Origin of the sequence: Luteimonas sp. FCS-9, from assembly GCF_001014645.1 — a bacterium.
Lineage (GTDB): Bacteria > Pseudomonadota > Gammaproteobacteria > Xanthomonadales > Xanthomonadaceae > Luteimonas.
On the sequence record NZ_LASZ01000002.1, the window covers coordinates 156,155 to 177,091 of the forward strand.

Here is a 20,937-nt window from a genome sequence, read left to right on the forward strand (position 1 = left end):
TAACCCGCGCGCGGCCCTGCTTTTCGACCCCTTCCCCCGCCTGCGGGGCATTGCGCCCTTGACGGGTGGAAGGTTGGGATGAGGTGCATTTCGCGATCCTGTGTCCGCAGGCGGGGAAGCGATGCGACCTGCACGTCGGATCGTGGTCTTCCGCGCGATCGGCGTCGAACTGTTATCGGCTGTTCGTTCCGGCGCTCGCCCGGCCTCGCGAAGCACGCGAGGCGTTCGCCCCCGTCACGCGGCATGCCGCCTCGGAGTCGATACGCCCCGCCGCCATCCATGGCGGAACCTGGTCACCTGATGAGCGCCCTGCCCGGCCATCCTTGGCCAGGCGTTCGCGCATGCGCGCGGTCGGCGTCGAGTTGGTATCGGCTATTCGTTCCGGCGCCTGCCCGGCCTCGCGAAGCACGCGAGGCGTTCGCCCCCGTCACGCGGCATGCCGCCTCGGAGTCGATACGCCCCGCCGCCATCCATGGCGGAACCTGGTCACCTGATGAGCGCCCTGCCCGGCCATCCTTGGCCAGGCGTTCGCGCATGCGCGAGCCAGTGGCTCGCAAGCGCATGCGCTCACCCCCTCGGATGGTGGGTGGCGTGGAGGCGCTTGAGGTGTTCTCGGGCGACGAGGGTGTAGATCTGCGTCGTCGACAGCGAACTGTGGCCGAGCAGCATCTGCAGCGCGCGCAGGTCGGCGCCGTGGTTGAGCAGGTGGGTGGCGAAGCTGTGGCGCAGGCCGTGCGGGCTGATGCGCGCCGGGTCGATGCCCGCGACCGCCGCGTAGCGCTTGACCAGCGCCCAGAACTGCTGCCGGGTCAACGGCAGGCGCCGGGCGGTCAGGAACAGCGGCGTCCCGCCCTGGGCGTCGGCCGGCAACGGCTTGCCGCCGGCCAGCACCGGGCGGGCCTCGGCGAGATAGCGCTGCAACCAGTGCTGGGCCTCCTCGCCCAGCGGCACCAGCCGCGTGCGCTCGCCCTTGCCGGTCACCCGCAGCGCGCCCTGGCGCAGGTTGACGCCGTTCGCCGGCAGGCCGGTGAGCTCGCTGACGCGCAGGCCGCAGGCGTACATCAGCTCGAGCATCGTGCGATCGCGCAGGCCGGCCGCCGAGCCCACGTCGGGGGCGGCGAGCAGGGCCTCGATCTGCGACTCGCCCAGCGCCTTGGGCAGCGGCCGCGGCAGCTTCGGCGGTTCGAGCAGGGCGGTCGGGTCGTCGGCCCGTCCGTGCCGACGCTGGCGATCGGCGTAGAACGCCCGCAATGCCGACAGCAGCCGCGCGTTGCTGCGCGGCGACCAGCCGTGCCGCGTGCGCCAGGCCAGGTACCCGAACAGCGCGGCGCGGTCGGCGCGGGCGATGCCGCCATCGCGCCCGTCGCGCCAGCGCGCGAGGCCCTCGAGATCGCGCCGGTACGCGTCGCCGGTCTGGGTCGCGATGCCGGTGTCGGCCCAGAACGCATCCAGGAAGTCCTCGATCACGCGGCGATCGTCGTCGCGCAGCGGCGGCAGGGCGACCACGAGGGCGCGGCGTTCGGCGGGCGTGGCGGTCGCATGCGTCATCGTGCGCAGCTTAGGGCCTCGACGCGTGCGCGGCACCCGTCCGGCGCGCACGCTCGCCGCGCCGGCGCCGGTTCGCGCGCCGCAGCCGCTATGCTGTCGCGATGCCCGCATCGCCACCGCCTTCCGCCGCCGCGTCCCCGGCCGCACGCCCCTGGATCGGCTGGCGGATGCTGGCGCTGGTCTACGACCTGTGGCCCGCGCTCGCGTTGTGGTTGCTGCTCTCGGCGCTGTTCACCGCCGGCTACACGTTCGCGGGCCACCACGACCCGCACGAGAACATCCCGCCGATGAGCGCACTGCAGTGGCTGCTGTGGCTGTGCTGCTGGCTGGCGACCGGGGCCTACGCGGTCGCGAGCTGGCGCCATGGCGGGCAAACCCTGGGCATGCGACCCTGGCGCATCCGCGTGCGCGGCCACGATGGCGGGCAGCCGAGTCTGCGTGCGCTGTGGCTGCGCTTCGCGGTCGGGACGGTGTCGCTGCTGGCCGGCGGGCTTGGCTTCTGGTGGGCATGGATCGACCGTGACCGGCTGACCTGGCACGACCGCGCCAGCGGGACGCGCATCCTCCGCGAACCACGCCGTCCGTCCGCCTGACGCGGCGGCGGTCCGGCGAGCGCGCATCATCGCGATACGCGCACGCGTCGATCAGGCGCTGCGCCGCCGGAACAGCAGCCAGGACACCAGCAGCATCACCGCCGGAGGCAGCAGGTAGGCGAGGCGGAAATCGATCCGGTAGACGGCGGCGAACTTCACCACCTGCATCTGCGTCAGCCAGAAGCCGAGCGCGAACACCACGCCGATGAACAGCCGCTTGCCCGCATTGCCGCTGCGCAGCGAGCCGAACGCGAACGGGATCGCGGCCAGGCACAACGCGAGCACGTTCAGCGGGTAGAACCAGCGGCCCCAGTAATGCTCCTCGAACTCGCCCGCGTCGAGCTGGTTGCGCTTGCGGTACTCGATGCCCGCGCGCAGCTCGCTCGAGGGCATGTAGCGCGGGCGCCAGATGCTGCTGGCGCTGGCCGCCAGCGTCGAGGCGTCGAGCTGCGAGGCCCAGTGTTCCTCCAGCGCCTCGGTCCGGGTCACCGCGCGCGGCTCGAACCACGTGCGCTGCACCTCGCGCAGCAGCCAGCCGTCGGCGCCGTGCTCGGCGGTCTTGGCATGCGCGACGGACTCGAGCCGGCCGTCGCTGGCGAATTCGAACAGCCGCACGTCCTGCAGCTGGATGCGACTGCCGCCCGCCTCGGCGATCTCGCTGCCGTTCTGCGCATTGAGGAAGGTGTCGCCCTCGCGCGCCCACAGGCCGGAATACCGGCCGACCACCATGTTGTTCGAGCGCTGGGCCGACTTCATGCTGTCGGCGTTGCGCTGCGCCATCGGGCCAAGCGTCTCGCCGTTGACCACCATCAGCGCGGTCAACACCAGCAGCGGCAGCGCCACCGAGATGCTCAGCCGCGTCCGCGACAGGCCCAGCGCGCGCATCGCAATCAGTTCCGAGGTGGCCGCAAGCTGCCCCAAGCCCATCAGCGAGCCGATCACCGCGGCCGTGGGGAACATCACGTAGGCGCGGCGCGGCAGCGTCTGCGCGATGTAGGCCACGGCCGACAGGTAGGTGTAGTCGCCCTGCCCGACCGCACCGATCTCGTTGACGCCGGCCATCAGGGCGTCCAGCCCCACCAGCACCACCCAGGTCGCGAACACCGCGATGGTGACCACGCGGGCGACGTACAGGTCGTGGATGCGCAGCAGCGGCCTCATCGCGCGCGCCTCCACTTCGGTGCGACGACCCGGCCGTCGCGGAAGTACAGCCAGGCGCCGAAGCCCAGCAGCGGCAGCACCAGCCACCACAGGCCGAGCGCGACCGGGATCCGGCCCTCGCCGACCCAGTCGGTGCCCAGCATCATCAGGTTCATGCCCAGCACGTAGGCCAGGAAACCCATCATCATCCGGCCGTAGCGGGCCTGGCGCGGCGGGCTGCGCGCCAGCGGCACGGCCAGCAGCGCGAACGCCAGCGCCAGCAGCGGCGGCGCCAGTCGGAAGTGCAGCTGCGCATGCGCCTCGGGCCGCGCGTCGCCCAGCAGCGCCAGCGTCGGCTTGAGCTCGGGGTCGTCGCCATCGGCGCTCAGGTCGGCGGTCGGCAGCCGGATCTCGTTGCTGGCGTAGCGCATCAGCCGGTAGTCGAGCCCGGCGTCGAGCGGGCCCTCGACGCGGAAGCCCCCGTCCAGGCGCAGGAAGCGCTCGGCGCCCTCGACGCTCAGCTCGCCGCTCAGCGCGGTGGTCACGTCCATGCGGCCTTCGTCCTGCCGGTAGACGAACACCCGGCCCAGCCGGCTGCCGTCGTCGGACATCGCATTGACGTAGACCACGCCGTTGCCGCCGGGGAATTCGACGAACCGGCCGGCCTCCAGCCCCGAGACGAGCAGGCTGCGCTGGCCGGCCTCGATCATCTGCTGCGAGTAGGCCCGGGCCCACGGCCCCAGCCACAGCGAGCAGGCGCCGATGAACAGCGCCATCGGCACCACGACCAGCGCCAGCGGCCGCAGCAGGCGCACCGGGCCGACGCCGACCGAGGTCAGCACCGGCATCTCCGAATCGCGGTACAGGCGCCCGAACGCCAGCATCAGGCCGAGCATCAGACCCAGCGGCAGGATCAGCGGCAGGTAGTTGATGACCTGCAGGCCCAGCTGGGCCAGCATCAGGCCGGCCGGCACCCGGCCGCGCGCGATGTCGCCGAGCACGTCGGCGAACACCCCGCCGAGGCTGACGATCATCAGCACCACCAGCGCCGCGAAGGTCGCCTGGGCAAATTCGCGGAACAGGTAGCGGTCGAGCTTCGGCATCGGGCGCGGGGGCTTTGCTTTAGACTTGGGAGTTCGTCCAGCCGCGCCTTCACGACGCATCTGCGACGGCGCAGCCTGTCACAGGCGACGCCCGCTGGACCGTGAAGTGTACCGATCACCCCATGGAATCTGGTTGATGACCCTCGAATTCTCCCTGAACCGCGACACGCCCTCCACCCTGTCGAGCGACTGCGTGGTCGTCGGCATCTTCGCCGACGGTCCGCTGTCGGGCGCGGCGGAGAGCATCGACACCGCCAGCGGCGGCCGCCTGTCCGCGCTCGCCCAGCGCGGCGACCTGCCCGGCAAGCCCGGGCGCACCACGCTGCTGCACGACCTGCCCGGCGTGACCGCGCCGCGCGTGCTCACGGTCGGCCTGGGCGAGCGCGCCAAGTTCGGCGCCGCGCAGTACATCCGCGCCGTCGGCGACGCGATCCGCGCGCTCAAGGACGGCACGGCCACGAACGCCGCGATCGCGCTGGCCGACCTCGAGGTCGCCGGCCACGACACGGCGTGGAAGATCCGCCAGGCGGCGATCGCCGCCGACCATGCCGCCTACCGCTACGTCGCCACGCTGGGCGCGCGCAACAAGAAGCGCGAGCCCGCGGCGCTGGCCGCCATCTCGATCGTCGGCGACGACGCGCAGGCCCTCGCGCAGGGCAAGGCGATCGCCGCGGGCGTGAAGTTCGCGCGCGAGCTCGGCAACCTGCCGCCGAACGTCTGCAACCCGGCCTACCTCGCCGAGCAGGCGCGCACGTTCGCCGACCGCTTCGACAAGGCCTCGTGCGAGGTCCTGGAGGAGGCGCAGATGGAGGCGCTGGGCATGGGCTCGCTGCTGGCGGTCGCGCGCGGCTCGGCCAACCGCCCCCGCCTGGTCGTGCTGAGCTGGAAGAACGGCGGCGACGCCAAGCCCTACGTCCTCGTCGGCAAGGGCATCACCTTCGACACCGGCGGCGTCAACCTCAAGACGCAGGGCGGCATCGAGGAGATGAAGTTCGACATGTGCGGCGCGGCCACGGTCATGGGCACGTTCGTGTCCGCGGTGGGCCTGGACCTGCCGATCAACCTGCACGTCGTGGTACCGGCGGTCGAGAACGCGATCGACGGCAACAGCTATCGCCCGTCCGACGTCATCACCAGCATGTCGGGCAAGACCATCGAGGTCGGCAACACCGACGCCGAGGGCCGGCTGATCCTGTGCGACGCGCTGACCTACGCCGAGCGCTTCGAGCCGGCCGCACTGGTCGACGTCGCCACGCTGACCGGTGCGTGCATGGTCGCGCTCGGCTCGCAGGCCACCGGCCTGATGAGCAAGCACGACGATCTGGCCGCCGAGCTGCTGGCCGCCGGCGAGCACGTCTTCGACCGCGCCTGGCGTCTGCCGCTGTGGGACGAATACCAGTCGATGCTCGATTCCAACTTCGCCGACGTCTACAACATCGGCGGCCGCTGGGGCGGCGCGATCACGGCCGGCTGCTTCCTCTCGCGCTTCACGGAAGGACAGCGCTGGGCCCACCTCGACATCGCCGGCAGCGCCAGCGGCAGCGGCAAGATGGCCTACGCCACCGGCCGCCCCGTCGGCCTGCTGTCGCAGTGGCTCATGGACCGTGCCTGAGGCACCGTCGATGCGCCCGGGATTCGGGACGGGGGACCGGGGATTAGGAGAAGCCCGGTCCCGTTCTTCCGAATCCCGACCCCCGAATTTCCGATCCCTGCCCGCATGCGCGCCGACTTCTATCTGATCGCCAAGCCCCGGTTCCGCGACGAGCCGCTGCGGCTGGTCTGCGAACTGGTGCGCAAGGCCTATGCCGCGCAGCAGTGGACGCTGGTGCTCGCGCGCGACATGGCGCAGGCCGAGATGCTCGACGACATGCTGTGGGACATGGGCGAGGACGCGTACATTCCGCACCAGATCGCCGGCACCGACGACGAGGACGACGAGGCGCCGGTGCTGATCGCGGCTCCCGGCGCCGACACCCCGATGCGCGCGCTGGTCATCAACCTGCGCGACGCCGCGGTCGACGGCGGCTTCGAGCGCGTGCTCGAGGTCGTCCCCGCCGACGACTCGGCCCGCGAGCCCCTGCGCGAGCGCTGGCGCCACTACAAGGCTGCCGGACTCGAGGTGTCCAAGCACGACATGTGAGTGGAGGGCCGGGATCCGAGATTGGGGATTCGGGATTCGAGCGATGAATCCCGCCCCGCTCCGGAGCCCCGCCTTCCCAATCCCGAATCCCCACTTCCGAATCCCGACGCCCCATGCCCCTCGCCTCCAGCTACGACCCCGGTTCCTTCGAAGCCCGCCTGTACGCCGAATGGGAGGCCGGCGGGGTGTTCGCGCCGCAGGGCGACGGGCCGGCCTACACGATCCTGCTGCCGCCGCCCAACGTCACCGGCACGCTGCACATGGGCCACGCGTTCCAGCACACGCTGCAGGACGCGCTGGTGCGCTACCACCGGATGCGCGGCTACCGCACGCTGTGGCAGATGGGCACCGACCATGCCGGCATCGCGACCGAAATGGTGGTCTCGCGCAACCTCAAGCTCGCCGGCAGCAGCGACACGCGCGATTCGCTGGGCCGCGAGCGCTTCATCGAGAAAGTGTGGGAGTGGAAGACCGAGTCGGGCGGCACGATCGAGCGCCAGATGCGCCGGCTGGGCGCGTCGGGCGACTGGTCGCGCACGACGTTCACGATGGACCCGCAGCCGTCCCAGGCGGTCGTCGAGGCCTTCGTGCGCCTGCACGAGCAGGGCCTGATCTACCGCGGCCAGCGCCTGGTCAACTGGGATCCGGTGCTCAAGACCGCGATCTCGGACCTTGAGGTCGTCAGTGAGGAGGAGGACGGCTTCCTGTGGGAAATCCGCTATCCGCTGGCCGACGGCGCGACCTATGAACACGTCGAGACCGACGCCGACGGCCACGAGACGCTGCGCGAGACGCGCGACCATCTGGTCGTGGCCACCACGCGTCCGGAAACGATGCTCGGCGACACGGCGGTCATGGTGCACCCGGAGGATCCGCGCTACGCGCAGCTGATCGGCAAGACCGTGGCACTGCCGCTGACCGGCCGTACGATCCCCGTGATCGGCGATGCCTACGTCGACCGTGCCTTCGGCACCGGCGTGGTCAAGGTGACCCCCGCGCACGACTTCAACGACTACCAGGTCGGCCAGCGCCACGGCCTGCCGACGATCAACCTGTTCACGCCCGAGGCCGCGCTCAACGACGCGGCGCCCGAGCGCTTCCGCGGCTTGGACCGCTTCGACGCGCGCAAGGCCGTGCTCGCCGAACTCGAAGCCGAAGGGCTGATGCTGGAGGCACGTCCGCACAAGCTGCAGGTGCCGCGCGGCGACCGCACCGGCCAGGTCATCGAGCCGTATCTGACCGACCAGTGGTTCGTCGCGATGGACGGCCTGGCCCAACGCGGCCTGGAACTGGTCGAGAGCGGCGCGGTCAGGTTCGTCCCGCCGAACTGGACCAGCACCTATCGCCACTGGATGGAGAACATCCAGGACTGGTGCATCAGCCGCCAGCTGTGGTGGGGCCACCGCATCCCGGCGTGGTACGACGCGGCAGGCAACATCTATGTCGCCCGCACCGAAGCCGAGGCGCGTGAGAAGGCGGGCCTGGGGCCGGACGTCGCGCTGACACAGGACAGCGACGTGCTAGAGACCTGGTTCTCGTCGGGCCTGTGGCCGATCGGCACGATGGGCTGGCCGGACGCGACGGCGATGGGCGAACGCGGCTTCGCGCACTTCGTGCCCTCGAGCGTGCTGGTCACCGGCTTCGACATCATCTTCTTCTGGGTGGCGCGGATGATCATGCTGACCGACCACCTGGTCGGCCAGGTGCCGTTCCGCGACGTCTACATGACCGGCCTGGTCCGCGACAAGGACGGCCAGAAGATGTCCAAGTCGAAGGGCAACGTGCTCGACCCGCTCGACATCATCGACGGCATCGCGATCGAGGACCTCGTCGCCAAGCGCACCACCGGGCTGATGAAGCCCAAGGACGCGCCGAAGATCGAGAAGGCCACGCGCAAGGAGTTCCCCGAGGGCATCGCCGCGCACGGCGCCGACCCACTGCGCTTCACGATGGCCGCGCTCGCCGGCCCCGGCCGCGACATCAAGTTCGACCTCGGCCGGGCCGAGGGCTACAAGAACTTCTGCAACAAGCTGTGGAACGCGACGCGCTTCGTGCTGATGAACACCGAGGGCTTCGCCCCCGCGGCCGACGCCGCCTGGCCGGTGACCGACACCGAGCAGTGGATCCTGTCCCGGCTCGACAAGGTCGCCAACGAGGCCCGCACGCACTTCGAGAGCTACCGCTTCGACCTGCTCGCGCAGACGTTGTACGAATTCGCCTGGAACCAGTTCTGCGACTGGTTCGTCGAGCTCGCCAAGCCCGCGCTGTCGGGCACCGACGCGGCGGCCGCCGACAGCACCCGTCGCACGCTGCTGCACGTGCTCGAATCGCTGCTGCGACTGCTGCACCCGCTGATCCCGTTCGTCACCGAGGAACTGTGGCGCCAGGTCGCGCCGCGGCTGGGCATCGAGGCGACGACGATCTCGCTGCGCCCTTACCCGCAGGCCGATGCGCAGGCGGTGGCCGCGTATTCCAAGGCCGACGCCGACGTCGAGTGGCTCAAGCAGATGGTCAGCGCACTGCGCCGCATCCGCAGCGAGCTGGGCGTGTCGCCGTCGCGCCAGATCGTGCTGCTGACGCGCGAGGACCACCCGCTGTCGACCGAGCGCCTGCACCGCTTCGATTCGCAGCTGCGCTTCCTCGTCCGGCTCGAGCGCATCGACCGGCTCGAGGGCGACCCGCCGCCGGCGGCGACCGCGCTGGTCGGCGAACTCGCGCTGTACGTGCCGCTCGAAGGGCTCGTCGACCTCGACGCCGAGCGCGTGCGCCTGGACAAGGAGCTCAAGCGCGTCGAGGGCGAGCTGGCCAAGTGCCACGGCAAGCTGTCGAACGAGACCTTCGTCAGGAACGCGCCGATGACGGTCGTCGAACAGGAGCGCCAGCGCCTGGCCGACTGGACCGCGCAACGCGACGCGCTCGCGGCCCAGCGCGCGCGGCTGTAAGGCGACGCGCGCGCGACGCAGCGGGTGATGATGCGGTGCCTGCGGGTGCGCCTGCCGGGTACCGCGCCCAATCGCGGCCCGATATCCGCTTGGTGGTCACGGCACCCGGCAGGCGCTGGACGCATTGCGAGAGCGGATCGGAGAGCAGGACGACCCGATGCCGGCGCGATGCGATTCTCGACACAGAACGCACGGACGGGAGTGCCCGCACACGGGATTGCGGTGGAACACGCCGATGCATCGGAACACGGCGCGTCGTCGCGCCGGCGCCTTAGAATCGAGGCATCTCCGCACCGTGGGGCCGCGATGTCCGCTTCTTCCGACCATCCGCGCGTCGTCATCGTCGGCGGCGGCTTCGCCGGCCTCTGGGCCACGCGCGCCCTGGCCGGCGCACCGGTCCGCATCACGCTGATCGATCGCGGCAACCACCACCTGTTCCAGCCGCTGCTCTACCAGGTGGCGACCGCCGGGCTGTCGGCGCCGGACATCGCCGCGCCGCTGCGCCACATCCTGCGGCGCCAGCGCAACGTCGAGATCCGCATGGCCGAGGTCGAGGGCATCGATCCCGCCGCACGCACGCTCACGCTCGACGGCGGCATGACGCTCGGCTACGACCGCCTGGTGCTGGCGGCCGGCGCCACCCACGCCTACTTCGGCAACGACCAGTGGGCGCCGCACGCGCCGGGCCTGAAGACGCTCGACGACGCGCTGCACTTGCGTCGCCGCATGCTGCTGGCCTTCGAGCGCGCCGAGGCCGAGACCGATCCCGACGCCCGCGCCGCATGGCTGAGCTTCGCCATCGTCGGCGGCGGGCCGACCGGCGTGGAACTGGCCGGCACGCTGGCCGAGATCGCGCGCCATACGCTGCGCAGCGAGTTCCGCCACATCGACCCGGCGCTGGCCAGGGTACGCCTGCTCGAGGCCGGGCCGCGCGTGCTCGCGTCGTTCCCCGAGGACCTGTCGGCCCGGGCCCGCCGCCAGCTCGAGAAGCTCGGCGTGGAAGTGCTCACCGGCGAGCCGGTCGCCGACATCGACGCCGAGGGCTACCGGCTGGGCGACCGGCGGATCGCCGCGCGGACCGTGATCTGGGCGGCCGGCGTCGCCGCCTCGCCGCTGGGTGCATTGCTTAACACGCCGCGCGACCGCGCCGGCCGCCTGCGCGTCGAGCCGGACCTCACCGTGCCCGGCCACCCGGACATCTACGCGATCGGCGACATGGTCGCCGTCGACAGCGGCGGCCGCCAGGTGCCGGGCGTGGCGCCGGCAGCCAAGCAGATGGGCGAACACGCCGCGGCGAACCTGCGCGCCGACCTGGCCGGGCGGCCGCGGGCCCCGTTCGCCTATCGCGACTACGGCAACCTCGCCACGATCGGTCGCATGGCCGGCGTCGTGCACCTGGGCCGGCTCAAGCTCTCGGGCGCGCCTGCGTGGTGGTTCTGGCTGGTCGCGCACGTGTTCTTCCTGATCGGCTTCCGCAACCGCGTCGTCGTGCTGCTCAACTGGACGCTCGCGTACTGGACCCACCGGCGCGCGGCACGGATCATCTTCGGCCCGCCGCCTGAGGTCGGCCCCGACGCGCCGGTACACGACCGGCCGCTGCAGGCTTCGGATAGCATGGCCGCTCATCCGTCGACGCCGGACACGGCGCCGGACTGAGCCTTCTCCGATCCGGCCCGCCATGCTCGACATCTCGACCCACCATTTCCTGACCGCGCTCGGGGTCACCACCGCGGCCGGCCTGGCCACCGGCCTGGGCAGCCTGCTGGTGATCTTCGCCCGGCAGCCGAACGCCCGCCTGCTCGCCTTCGGGCTCGCGTTCGCGGCCGGCGCGATGGTCTACGTGTCGCTGACCGAGATCCTCGACAAGTCGATCCTCGCCTTCACCGAGGCCTACGGCGAGCAGCTCGGCTTCACCTGGGGCACGCTCGCGTTCCTGGGCGGCGTGCTGTTCATCGTCTCCATCGACCGGCTGGTGCCCAACCCGCACGAGCGCCTGGAGGTGGACGACCCCTACTTCCGCGAGCACAACGCCGGCTACATCAAGCGCGTCGGCCTGCTGACGGCGGTCGCGATCACCGCGCACAACTTCCCGGAAGGGCTGGCGACGTTCTTCGCCACGCTCGAGAACCCCGGCGTCGGCCTGCCGCTCGCGTTCGCCATCGCGATCCACAACATCCCCGAAGGCATCGCGATCGCGGTGCCGGTCTACTTCGCGACCAACAACAAGATCTACGCGTTCCTGGCGTGCCTGCTGTCGGGCCTGGCCGAGCCGCTGGGCGCGCTGATCGGCTATGCGTTGCTGCGTCCGTTTCTGTCCGAGCCCGTGTTCGGCACCGTCTTCGGCCTCATCGCCGGCGTCATGGTCTTCCTCGCGCTCGACGAACTGCTGCCCGCCGCCAAGCGCTACGCCAAGGGCCACGAGACCGTCTACGGCCTCGTCGCCGGCATGGCCGCACTGGCGTTGAGCCTGGTGCTGTTCAAGTGGTGAGGATGCATCAGGTTCGGCGCTGAAGACTCGCGCTGCGCGGACGTGATCCCACGGCGTCGCGCCCCTCGAACCATCCGAGCAGAGATCCAGACGGAAACGGCCCGCTTGCGCGGGCCGTCCTGGAACACCATCGATGGGCGCGGGCTCAGGCCGCGAACAGCGCCTTCATCTTCTTCAGCGCGTTGGCTTCGACCTGGCGGATGCGCTCGGCCGACACGCCGTACTCGTCGGCCAGTTCCTGCAGCGTCACCTTGTGCTCGTCGTCGAGCCAGCGGCGCCGGATGATGTCGCGCGAGCGGGCGTCGAGGTTGGCGAGCCCCGCGCGCAGCAGTTCGAGCTGGTCGGCCTCGCTGTCGCTGCGCTCGTACGCCTGGGCCGGGTCCTCGTCCTGCGCGACGAGGTAGGCCACCGGCGCCGGCGGTGCGTTGTCGTCGTCCTCGCCCGCCGGCGCGTCGAAGCCGATGTCGCGGCCCGACAGGCGCGACTCCATCTCCAGCACCTCGCGCTCGGACACGTTGAGGTCTGCGGCGACGGTGCGCACTTCCTCGGCGTTGAGCCAGCCCAGGCGGGTCTTGCTCTTGCGCAGGTTGAAGAACAGCTTGCGCTGCGCCTTGGTCGTGGCGACCTTGACGATGCGCCAGTTCTTGAGGATGAACTCGTGCATCTCCGCGCGGATCCAGTGCACGGCGAAGCTCACCAGCCGCACGCCGACATCCGGATCGAAGCGCTTGACGGCCTTCATCAGGCCGATGTTGCCTTCCTGGATCAGGTCGCCCAGCGGCAGGCCGTAGCCGTTGTAGCCGCGGGCGACGTGGACGACGAAGCGCAGGTGCGAATGGACCAGCTCGCGCGCCGCGTCCAGATCCTCGTGGTCGCGGTAGCGCTGGGCGAGGGCCTGCTCTTCCTCGACCGTCAGCACCGGGATCTGGTGCACGGCGCCGATGTAGGCATCGAGCGAACCCAGCGGGCTGGGAATCGGCAGGCTGTTGGCAACCAGGGCTTGGGTCATCGTCTGCGTGCTCATGAAAAGGATGGTAGCAGTCTCCAGTTATGACTGCTAAGGCCGCCGGAAGTTCCCGAGTGTTCCGGTCATGGAACGTTACGCGGGGTCTGGACAGGCTTCGTTCACGAAAACGGATGGATTCAGCGTGGGCCCGTTGCAGCACCGACGAGCGCCGACAGTGTGCCCGCCGCCACGCGAATCCACGATGAAAGTCAGCCCCAGGCCGCGATGCGCCGGATCGTGTCCCGGACGTCCGCGAGCGCCTGCGACTGTGCGGCGATGCGCGGGCGGCGGTCGAGCATGCACGCCAGCGCGGACGCCAGCAGCCGGGCGTGCGCCGCCTGGAGCGCGTCGCACTGCGCTGGCGCCAGCAGGCCCGCGGTCGCGGCGGCCTCCAGCAGCAGCGGGGTGGCCCTGGGGCCGAGCAGCGCCGGGTGCGTCGGGGCGCCCTGCAGGACCAGCGACTGGGCCAGGAACTCCAGGTCGACCAGTCCGCCGTCGCCCTGCTTGAGATCGAACCGGTCGGCAGTGGAGCGGTCGAGTTCGCCGCGCATGCGCCGGCGCATCGCCGCGATCTCCTCACGCAGCGCCGCCGGGTCGCGCGGCCGGGCCAGCGTGGCGTTGCGGACGGACTCGAACGCCTCGCGCATCGACGGCTCGCCGGCCACCACGCGCGCCCGGACCAGCGCCTGGTGCTCCCAGGTCCACGCGCGCCCGCGCTGGTACTCCGCATAGCTGGCCAGCGACGAGACCAGCAGCCCCTTGCCGCCGTCGGGGCGCAGGCGCACGTCGACGTCGTAGAGCCGGCCGCCGCCGGTGACCGTGCCCAGCAGCGCGACGATCTTCTGCGCCAGCCGAGCGGCCCAGCGCTGGGCGTCGAGCGGACGCGCGCCGTCCGACTGCGCGTCGGCCGGCGCGTCGTACAGGAACACCAGGTCGAGGTCCGAGCCGAACCCCAGCTCCTCGCCGCCGAGGCTGCCGTAACCGACCACCGCGAAGCGCGCATCCGGCAGCCGGCCGTGCGCGGCCGCGAGTTCGCGCATCGCCAGCGCCAGCACCACCTCGACCACCGCGTCGGCCAGCCAGGCGAGCTGGCGGGTCGCCGCCGGTGCGTCGAGCCGGCGGTCGAGCGTGGCCAGTGCGATCCGGAAGCTCAGCTGCTGGCGGATCTCGTTGAGCGAGAGCAGCGCGGCCTCCAGGTCGGGCTGCTGCAGGGCGCGCGCGCATTGCGCCGCCAGGCCCTTGCGCTCGGGCAGCGGCCCCTCGACGCGCGCGTCGAGCAGTTCGTCGAGCAGCAGCGGATGCGCGGCCAGGCGCTCGGCGAGGAACGCGCTGCGGGTCACTGCGTCCACCAGCCGCGCCAGCGCGGCCGGCTGCTCGTCGAGCAGGGCGAGATAGCTCGCGCGCCGCAGGATGTTGTGCAGCAGCGCCAGCAGTCGCCGCACCGCCTGCAAAGGCCGGTCGGCCGGCGCCGACGCCTGCAGCAGCACCGGCATCAGCCGGTCGAGCCGCGCACGGGCGTTGTCCGACAGGTCGCGCACGCTCGGCGAACGCGCGAAGTCGCGCAACGCGTCGGCGACGTTGCCCGCGTCGTCGAAGCCGGCGGCCGCCAGCGTCTGCGCATCGCCGCCATCGGGCAGTGCGCGCCACCAGGTCGCCAGGTCGCTGTCGGTGTTGACATGCCGCTGCTGGCTGCGGACCGCGAGCAGCGCGTCGAATTCGTGCGCGACGTGGCCGCGCTGGCGCCGCAACTCGGCATCGAGCGCGTCCCAGTCGGCGTACCCGAGCCCGGACGCGATCCGCAGTCGGTCGAGCGGATCGGCCGGCAACACGTGGGTCTGCGCATCACGCAGCATCTGCAACCGGTTCTCCAGCCGGCGCAGAAACCGGTACGCGGCCTGCAGCCGCGCCAACGCCTCGTCCGAGAGCTGGCCGGCCGCGTGCAGCGCCCGCAGCGCGGGCAGCAGCCGGCGCTCGCGCAGCGCCGGTTCCCTGCCGCCGCGGATCAGCTGCAGCGCCTGGGCCAGGAACTCGATCTCGCGGATGCCGCCGTCGCCGCGCTTGATGTCGTCGGCCAGCTCCCGGCGCGCGACCTCGGCGGCGATCATGTCCTTCATCTGCCGCAGGCCGTCGAGCGCGCCGAAGTCGAGGTAGCGGCGGTAGACGAACGGCCGCAGCAGGTCGAGGAACCGCGCGCCCGCCGCGACGTCGCCGGCCACCGGCCGCGCCTTCTGCCAGGCGTAGCGTTCCCAGTCGCGTCCCTCGCGCTGGAAATACTGCTCCATCGCTGCGAAGCTCAGCGCGATGCGGCCCGCGTTGCCGAACGGACGCAGGCGCAGGTCGACGCGATGGCAGAAGCCGTCGCCGGTGATCTCGTCGAGCAGCCGCGCCAACTGCTGCCCCAGCCGGGTGAAATAGTCCTCGGCCGCCAGCGGACGCGCACCGTCGCTCTCGCCGGCCGATTCGAAGCCGTAGACCAGGTCGATGTCGGAACTGAAGTTGAGTTCGCCGCCGCCGAGCTTGCCGAGTCCGAACACGACCAGGCGCACGACGCGCCCGTCGCCGTCGCGCACGACGCCGTGGCGGCCCGCGAACGCATGCTCGAGCGCATCGAGCGCGCACTGCAGACAGGCCTCGGCCAGCTGCGTGCTGCCGGCGAGCGTCGCGGCAACGTCGTCGATGCCATGCACGTCGCGCCAGATCAGCCGCGTCGAGCAGGCGAGCCGGTAGCGGCGCAGCAGCATCGGCCAGTCACCGCCGTTGCCGGCATGCAGTCGCGGCGGCGCGGGCGCCGTGTCGCCGTCGTCCGCCAGCAACGCCCGCAGCAGCTCGGGCTGGCGCTGCAGGACCTCGATCGCGACGTCGCTGGCGATCGCGACCGGGCGCAGGCGCGCCATCGCCGCGGCGTCGCCTCGCACGTCATCGGGCAGGCGGGCCAGCAGGCGTTCGACATGCGCATCGAGCGCGGCACGGGGATCGGCGGTCATCCCGCCATCATGACAGTGGCCGCCGGTCCGAAACAGGAGACGCTCACTTCCACGACCGAGAAGAAGCGTCAAAGAAGGCTCTTCTCCCAAACTAGCGGAATGGACGTTCCACTTCGGATGGGCAGCGGCCTACCGGCCGGAAGCCGCTCTTCCCTCGGCAAGGGCCGCTTCGCGGTCCGGCCACGCGAAGCACGCGTGGCGTTCGCGTGGATGCGCGGCAGTGCCGCGCACGCCATCCAGGCTCACCCTGCCTCGACTCGGGCGCGCGCCCACTCCGCTTCTCGGATCGGTCCGGCCCAGCCACCGGCCGTCAGTCCGCTGCCTTGGACGTTTGCAACCTGAGTTCGGGGACCGAGAGCGGCCCGCTGGAAGAAGTCGCGCTCGCCGAAGAGCCAAAAAAAAAGCCCGCTTCCGGCGAACCGGTTACGGGCTTGCTCCCTCCCCCACGTCGGGTGCGGGGCGATATTGGAAGACTCTTCGGCGGGATGCACGCTGCACTGCAAAACGATACTCGCGGGTTCACCAAACCCTACGCATTCAGGTCGAACACGCCCGGTGTGGGGCTAGGCCGCCGTGCCGTCGCCGATCCCGAGTGCGGCCTGGACGCGGTCGGCCAGGGCCGACGCGGCATCCGGGCGCCCGAGCGCCAGGGCGGCACGCGCGGCCGCGGGCAGCACGGTCGGCGATGCGAATGCGTCCACGAGCAATGCGGCCAGGCGCTCCGCAGTTAGCTCGGGCTCGGGCACGCACCAGCCCACGCCCGCGGCCGCGAGCGCCTCCGCGTTGCGGCGCTGCTCGTCGCGCGAGCCGCCCTGCGGGATCGGCACCATGACCGCCGGACGCCCGACGGTCAGCAGATCGGCCGCGGTCGTCGCGCCGGCTCGGGTGACGACCAGGTGCGCGTCGCGCAACCGCGCGCCCATGTCGTCGAAGAACGGGCGCACGGTCGCCTCGATGCCGGCCGTGCGCAATGCGGTCTCGACCTCGCCGGCCGCCCCGCCCTTCATCTGCAGCGAGACCTGCAACCGCCGGCGAAGGGCATCGGGCAGTTGCAGCAGCGCCGGCGGCACGACCTCGCCGAACACGCGCGCGCTCTGGCTGCCGCCCACGACCAGCAGCCGCAGCGGCGCGTCGCCGCCGAGCGCGGGGTAGTCGCCGCGCGCGTCGAGGATCGCGGCGCGCACCGGGTTGCCGGTGTCGACGACGCGCGCCGGATCGAACCCGTCGAGCCCCGCGGTCGCGGGGAACGAGGTCGCCACGCCGTCGGCCAGCCGCAGCAGCTTCTGGTTGGCCAGGCTCAGCCGCGCGCCCTGCTCGTGCAGCAGCAGCGGCTTGCCGAGGCTCCTGGCCGCGAGCGCCGGGGCGAAGCTCGGGTAGCCGCCGAAGCCGACCAGCACGCCGACGCCGCGGCGGCGCATGTCGGTGCGCGCCTGCCAGGCCGCGCGCAGGATCGTCAGCCCGGCGGCGAGCTTGCCGCGCAGCCCGCCTTCGAGACTGCGCGCGGGCAGCACCACGTGGTCGAGCCCGGCCAGCGCCTGGGTGTAGGCCGCGCCGCGGCGCTCGGTGTAGATCACCACCGGATGCCCGCGCCGCTGCAGCTCCCGCGCCAGGGCCTCGGCCGGGAACAGGTGGCCCCCGGTGCCGCCTGCGGCGCAGGCGACGGCGGGAAGCGAGAAACGGGCGACAGGCGGGGACATGGCGGATCCGGGCGCGAACGGGGGGCACGACTATAGCGAGCGCGCGCCGGCGCATCGCCCCTGCACGATCCATCCGCCCACGCGATAATCGCCGCTTCCGTCCCCTCGTGCCCGCCATGACCGAAGACCGTATCCGCCACGCCGGCCTGCGCAGCCGCATCGTCACGCCCGAACAGGCCGCCGCGCTGATCGAGCCGGGCCAGACCGTCGCGATGAGCGGCTTCACCGGCTCGGGCTATCCCAAGGCGGTGCCGGTGGCGCTGGCCGCGCGCATCGAGCAGGTCCACGCGGCGGGGCAGCCGTTCCAGATCCGGTTGCTGACCGGCGCCTCGACCGCGCCCGAGCTCGACGGCGCGCTGGCCAAGGTCGACGGCATCGCGCTGCGCCTGCCGTTCCAGAGCGACCCCGAGGCCCGCCGGCGCATCAACGACGGCACGCTGGCCTACATCGACGCGCACCTGAGCCACGTCGCCCAGCACGCGTGGTTCGGCTTCTACGGCGACATCGACGTGGCGGTGATCGAGGCGGTGGCGATCCGCGAGGACGGCACGATCGTGCCGTCGACCTCGGTCGGCAACAGCAAGACCTGGCTCGACCTGGCCAAGCGCGTGATCGTGGAGGTCAACGACGCGCAGCCGCTCGCGCTCGAGGGCATGCACGACATCTACTACGGCACCGCATTGCCGCCGCAGCGGCGCCCCATCCCGCTCGAGCACGCCGACGACCGCATCGGCGACACCGCGCTGCGCTGCGACCCGGACAAGATCGTGGCGATCGTGCGCACCGCGGCCCCCGACCGCAACAGCCCGTTCAATCCGCCCGACGAGGCGAGCCAGCGCATCGCCGCGTTCCTGGTCGAGTTCCTGCAGCACGAAGTCGCCAAGGGCCGGCTGCCCAAGGGCCTGCTGCCGCTGCAGTCGGGCGTGGGCAACATCCCCAACGCGGTGCTCGCGAACCTGGCCGACAGCGGCTTCCGCGACCTGACCGCGTTCACCGAGGTCATCCAGGACGGCATGCTCGACCTGCTCGAATCGGGCGTGCTGCGCAGCGCCTCGTGCACGGGCTTCGCGCTGAGCCCGGAGGCCAGCCTGCGCTTCGAGGCCAACATCGGCTTCTTCCGCGAGCGCATCGTGCTGCGCACCCAGGAGATCTCCAACCATCCCGAACTCGTGCGCCGCCTGGGCTGCATCGGCATGAACGGCATGGTCGAGGTCGACCTCTACGGCAACGTCAACTCGACCCACATCATGGGCAGCCGGATGCAGAACGGCATCGGCGGCTCGGGCGACTTCGCGCGCAACGGCTTCCTGTCGATCTTCATGAGCCCGAGCACCGCCAAGGGCGGCACGATCTCCTCGATCGTGCCGATGGTCAGCCATGTCGACCACACCGAGCACGATGTCTCGATCGTCGTCACCGAGCACGGCCTGGCCGACCTGCGCGGCCTGTCGCCCAAGCAGCGCGCGCGCGTGCTGATCGACCGCTGCGCGCATCCGCTCTACCGCGACGCGCTGGAGGACTACTTCGCGCGCGCGCTGCGCGAGAGCTACGGCAAGCACACGCCGCACCTGCTGCCCGAGGCGCTGTCATGGCACCAGCGCTGGCTCGACACCGGCGACATGCGCGCGGTGCGCTGAGCCGGCGGTCGCGCGGCCGGACGGACGCGGCGCGAGGTCAGACCTCGGGCTGCGCCTGCAGCCAGGCCAGCTTGCGCGCGCGCGGCTGACGCTTGAGCTGCCATTCGGCGCGCGAGGCGCTGGCGCGGTCGGCGTAGGGCCGGCTGGCGAGGACCCGCAGCGGCGGATGCGCGCGCGTGTACTTCGCGCCGCGACCGGCCGCATGCGCTTCGAACCGCGCGTCGAGATCGTTGGTGATGCCGGCGTACCAGTTGCCGTCCCGGCATTCGAGCAGGTAGAGGTACCAGGGGCGCGCAGCGGTCATCGCGGGATGATCGGCGCCCGCGCGCGCAGGCGTCAATCCACGCGATCGAACGCGAACAGCCGGGCCAGCGGATGCCGGCGGCGCTCGATCCCCGCGCGCAGCAGGCCGGCGCCGAGCATCGAGTAGGTGATGCCGTTGCCGCCGTAGGCCATCGCGTAGTGCACGCGCGGCCCGGTGGCCGGGTGCGGACCGAAGAACGGGAGCCCGTCGTCGGTCTCGGCGAACGTGCCGGCCCAGGCGAACGTCGGCTGCAGATCGAGCTCCGGCCACAACGCGTGGACGCGCTTCATCAGCCGCCGTGCCTTCTTGTCCACGCGCGCATCGCGGCGGGCCGGCACGTCGATGTCGTCGTCCTCGCCGCCGATCAACAGCCGGCGGTCGCCGGTGGTGCGCAGGTACAGGTACGGCCGCGCGGTTTCCCAGACCAGCAGCCGCGCGAGCCGCTCGGGCAGGTCGTCGTCCAGCGGGTCGGTGACGAAGGCATAGCTGCTGCGGTTGCGCGCCACGCGCCGCGGCAGCCAGTGCTGGCTGGCGTAGCCCGCGGCCACGACGACGTGGCGGGCCCGCACCCGCGCGCCCGCTTCGGTCGTGGCGACCACGTCGCGGCTGCGCGCCTGCAGGTCGACGATCGTGCTGCGGTCGAAGACGCCCGCCCCGCGCCGAGCCAGCCGCGCCAGCAGTCGCGAGGCGAAGCGGTAGGGATCGACCTGCGCGGCCTGCGCACTGAGCAGCGCGGCCGGCGCCTCGAAGCCGTAGCGCGCCTGCACCGACGGCCCGTCGAGGTACTCGACGTCGAACCCGTGCCGCCGGCGCGCGAGGTACTCGTCCTGCAGCGCCGACACGTCGCGCCGCCGGCTGGCGTAGTAGAGGCTGCCGGTGCGCTCGAAGTCGACGTCGCGCACGTCGCGGGCGACGCCGGCAAGCAGGTCGATCGCCTCGCCGCAGGCGCGGTAGGCCAGCGCCGCGGCGTCCTCGCCGTAGCGCCGTGCCAGGTCCACCAGGTGGGTGTCGATCTCGTACTGCAGCAGCGCGGTGCTCGCCGAACTGCTGCCCCAGGCGACGTCGCGTTGCTCGACCACGACGACCTCGTGGCCGTGAGCGGCCAGCTCGTCGGCGATCAGCGCGCCGGTGATGCCGCCGCCGATCACCAGCACGTCGCACCGCAGGTCCTCGTCCAGCTTCGGGAACGCGTGCATCAGGCCGTTGCGGACGGCCCAGAACGGATAGCCGCTCTTGAGATCCATGGCATCGCCACCGGGGAAGATGGCGCAGCCTATTCATCGCCATGTGAGTGCGGCGCGGAGGACGTGCCGGTCGGCCGCGTCGCTCCACGGCGCGGGCGCTCGCGAGGCAGT

Annotated in this window: 15 protein-coding genes; 7 read left to right on the forward strand and 8 right to left on the reverse strand. The window is 71.7% G+C overall.

Annotated features, from left to right (window positions below; translation table 11 throughout):
• Positions 1-567: 567 nt before the first annotated feature.
• A complete protein-coding gene (gene xerD, locus WQ56_RS02310) occupies positions 568-1,548 on the reverse strand; it encodes a site-specific tyrosine recombinase XerD (RefSeq protein ID WP_047135457.1) in 981 nt (326 codons plus the stop codon).
• 101 nt (positions 1,549-1,649) lie between these two features.
• On the opposite strand from xerD, the gene WQ56_RS02315 reads away from it, so the two are divergent.
• Entirely contained in the window at positions 1,650-2,141 is a 492-nt protein-coding gene (locus tag WQ56_RS02315; protein WP_047135458.1) for an RDD family protein, read from the forward strand.
• A 51-nt stretch (positions 2,142-2,192) separates the two neighbouring features.
• On the opposite strand, the gene lptG is transcribed toward WQ56_RS02315, so the two are convergent.
• Together lptG and lptF are read right to left on the reverse strand one after the other, a co-directional pair.
• Positions 2,193-3,302 (reverse strand): LPS export ABC transporter permease LptG, encoded by a 1,110-nt coding sequence (lptG, locus tag WQ56_RS02320; protein WP_047135635.1) that lies wholly within the window; start codon positions 3,300-3,302, stop codon positions 2,193-2,195.
• The gene (gene lptF / locus WQ56_RS02325; protein WP_047135459.1) at positions 3,299-4,384 is read right to left on the reverse strand and encodes an LPS export ABC transporter permease LptF; all 1,086 of its coding nucleotides are present in this window, start codon (positions 4,382-4,384) and stop codon (positions 3,299-3,301) included. The genes lptG and lptF overlap by 4 nt, the downstream gene beginning before the upstream one ends.
• 136 nt (positions 4,385-4,520) lie before the next feature.
• Here lptF and WQ56_RS02330 point away from each other — a divergent pair, with 136 nt between their 5' ends.
• From WQ56_RS02330 to zupT, 5 genes are all read left to right on the forward strand, one after another.
• Positions 4,521-5,996, forward strand: coding sequence for a leucyl aminopeptidase (locus WQ56_RS02330; RefSeq protein WP_047135460.1), 1,476 nt, complete (start codon positions 4,521-4,523; stop codon positions 5,994-5,996).
• A gap of 105 nt (positions 5,997-6,101) precedes the next feature.
• A complete protein-coding gene (locus tag WQ56_RS02335; protein WP_047135461.1) occupies positions 6,102-6,524 on the forward strand; it encodes a DNA polymerase III subunit chi in 423 nt (140 codons plus the stop codon).
• Positions 6,525-6,637: 113 nt separating this feature from the next.
• Positions 6,638-9,466: a valine--tRNA ligase gene (locus WQ56_RS02340; RefSeq protein WP_047135462.1), complete on the forward strand. Its 2,829-nt coding sequence runs from the start codon at positions 6,638-6,640 to the stop codon at positions 9,464-9,466.
• Positions 9,467-9,772: 306 nt separating this feature from the next.
• Positions 9,773-11,122, forward strand: a complete 1,350-nt coding sequence (locus WQ56_RS02345; protein WP_082132131.1) for an NAD(P)/FAD-dependent oxidoreductase — start codon at positions 9,773-9,775, stop codon at positions 11,120-11,122.
• 22 nt (positions 11,123-11,144) lie between these two features.
• Positions 11,145-11,954, forward strand: a complete 810-nt coding sequence (gene zupT / locus WQ56_RS02350; protein ID WP_047135463.1) for a zinc transporter ZupT — start codon at positions 11,145-11,147, stop codon at positions 11,952-11,954.
• Between the two features lie 145 nt (positions 11,955-12,099).
• Here zupT and rpoH read toward each other — a convergent pair whose 3' ends face one another.
• From rpoH to WQ56_RS02365, 3 genes are all read right to left on the reverse strand, one after another.
• Complete coding sequence (gene rpoH, locus WQ56_RS02355) at positions 12,100-12,978, reverse strand: RNA polymerase sigma factor RpoH (RefSeq protein ID WP_047135464.1); 879 nt, start codon at positions 12,976-12,978, stop codon at positions 12,100-12,102.
• A gap of 191 nt (positions 12,979-13,169) precedes the next feature.
• Entirely contained in the window at positions 13,170-15,944 is a 2,775-nt protein-coding gene (glnE, locus tag WQ56_RS02360; RefSeq protein ID WP_047135465.1) for a bifunctional [glutamate--ammonia ligase]-adenylyl-L-tyrosine phosphorylase/[glutamate--ammonia-ligase] adenylyltransferase, read from the reverse strand.
• A gap of 563 nt (positions 15,945-16,507) precedes the next feature.
• Positions 16,508-17,641 (reverse strand): UDP-N-acetylglucosamine--N-acetylmuramyl-(pentapeptide) pyrophosphoryl-undecaprenol N-acetylglucosamine transferase, encoded by a 1,134-nt coding sequence (locus WQ56_RS02365; RefSeq protein WP_047135466.1) that lies wholly within the window; start codon positions 17,639-17,641, stop codon positions 16,508-16,510.
• A 116-nt stretch (positions 17,642-17,757) separates the two neighbouring features.
• On the opposite strand from WQ56_RS02365, the gene WQ56_RS02370 reads away from it, so the two are divergent.
• Entirely contained in the window at positions 17,758-19,278 is a 1,521-nt protein-coding gene (locus WQ56_RS02370) for an acetyl-CoA hydrolase/transferase family protein (protein WP_047135467.1), read from the forward strand.
• A gap of 37 nt (positions 19,279-19,315) precedes the next feature.
• Here WQ56_RS02370 and WQ56_RS02375 read toward each other — a convergent pair whose 3' ends face one another.
• Positions 19,316-19,582, reverse strand: coding sequence for a GIY-YIG nuclease family protein (locus tag WQ56_RS02375; protein ID WP_047135468.1), 267 nt, complete (start codon positions 19,580-19,582; stop codon positions 19,316-19,318).
• Between the two features lie 32 nt (positions 19,583-19,614).
• Complete coding sequence (locus tag WQ56_RS02380) at positions 19,615-20,826, reverse strand: FAD-dependent oxidoreductase (RefSeq protein WP_047135469.1); 1,212 nt, start codon at positions 20,824-20,826, stop codon at positions 19,615-19,617.
• Between the last annotated feature and the right edge of the window lie 111 nt (positions 20,827-20,937).

Bases quoted from the DNA above. Each gene is read 5' to 3' on its own strand.
- lptG (WP_047135635.1), bottom strand. From the start codon at position 3,302: ATGAGGCCGCTGCTGCGCATCCACGACCTGTACGTCGCCCGCGTGGTC.
- rpoH (WP_047135464.1), bottom strand. From the start codon at position 12,978: ATGAGCACGCAGACGATGACCCAAGCCCTGGTTGCCAACAGCCTGCCG.
- WQ56_RS02375 (WP_047135468.1), bottom strand. From the start codon at position 19,582: ATGACCGCTGCGCGCCCCTGGTACCTCTACCTGCTCGAATGCCGGGAC.
- WQ56_RS02315 (WP_047135458.1), top strand. From the start codon at position 1,650: ATGCCCGCATCGCCACCGCCTTCCGCCGCCGCGTCCCCGGCCGCACGC.
- WQ56_RS02380 (WP_047135469.1), bottom strand. From the start codon at position 20,826: ATGGATCTCAAGAGCGGCTATCCGTTCTGGGCCGTCCGCAACGGCCTG.
- glnE (WP_047135465.1), bottom strand. From the start codon at position 15,944: ATGACCGCCGATCCCCGTGCCGCGCTCGATGCGCATGTCGAACGCCTG.
- WQ56_RS02365 (WP_047135466.1), bottom strand. From the start codon at position 17,641: ATGTCCCCGCCTGTCGCCCGTTTCTCGCTTCCCGCCGTCGCCTGCGCC.
- lptF (WP_047135459.1), bottom strand. From the start codon at position 4,384: ATGCCGAAGCTCGACCGCTACCTGTTCCGCGAATTTGCCCAGGCGACC.
- xerD (WP_047135457.1), bottom strand. From the start codon at position 1,548: ATGACGCATGCGACCGCCACGCCCGCCGAACGCCGCGCCCTCGTGGTC.
- WQ56_RS02335 (WP_047135461.1), top strand. From the start codon at position 6,102: ATGCGCGCCGACTTCTATCTGATCGCCAAGCCCCGGTTCCGCGACGAG.
- WQ56_RS02340 (WP_047135462.1), top strand. From the start codon at position 6,638: ATGCCCCTCGCCTCCAGCTACGACCCCGGTTCCTTCGAAGCCCGCCTG.
- WQ56_RS02370 (WP_047135467.1), top strand. From the start codon at position 17,758: ATGACCGAAGACCGTATCCGCCACGCCGGCCTGCGCAGCCGCATCGTC.
- WQ56_RS02330 (WP_047135460.1), top strand. From the start codon at position 4,521: ATGACCCTCGAATTCTCCCTGAACCGCGACACGCCCTCCACCCTGTCG.
- zupT (WP_047135463.1), top strand. From the start codon at position 11,145: ATGCTCGACATCTCGACCCACCATTTCCTGACCGCGCTCGGGGTCACC.
- WQ56_RS02345 (WP_082132131.1), top strand. From the start codon at position 9,773: ATGTCCGCTTCTTCCGACCATCCGCGCGTCGTCATCGTCGGCGGCGGC.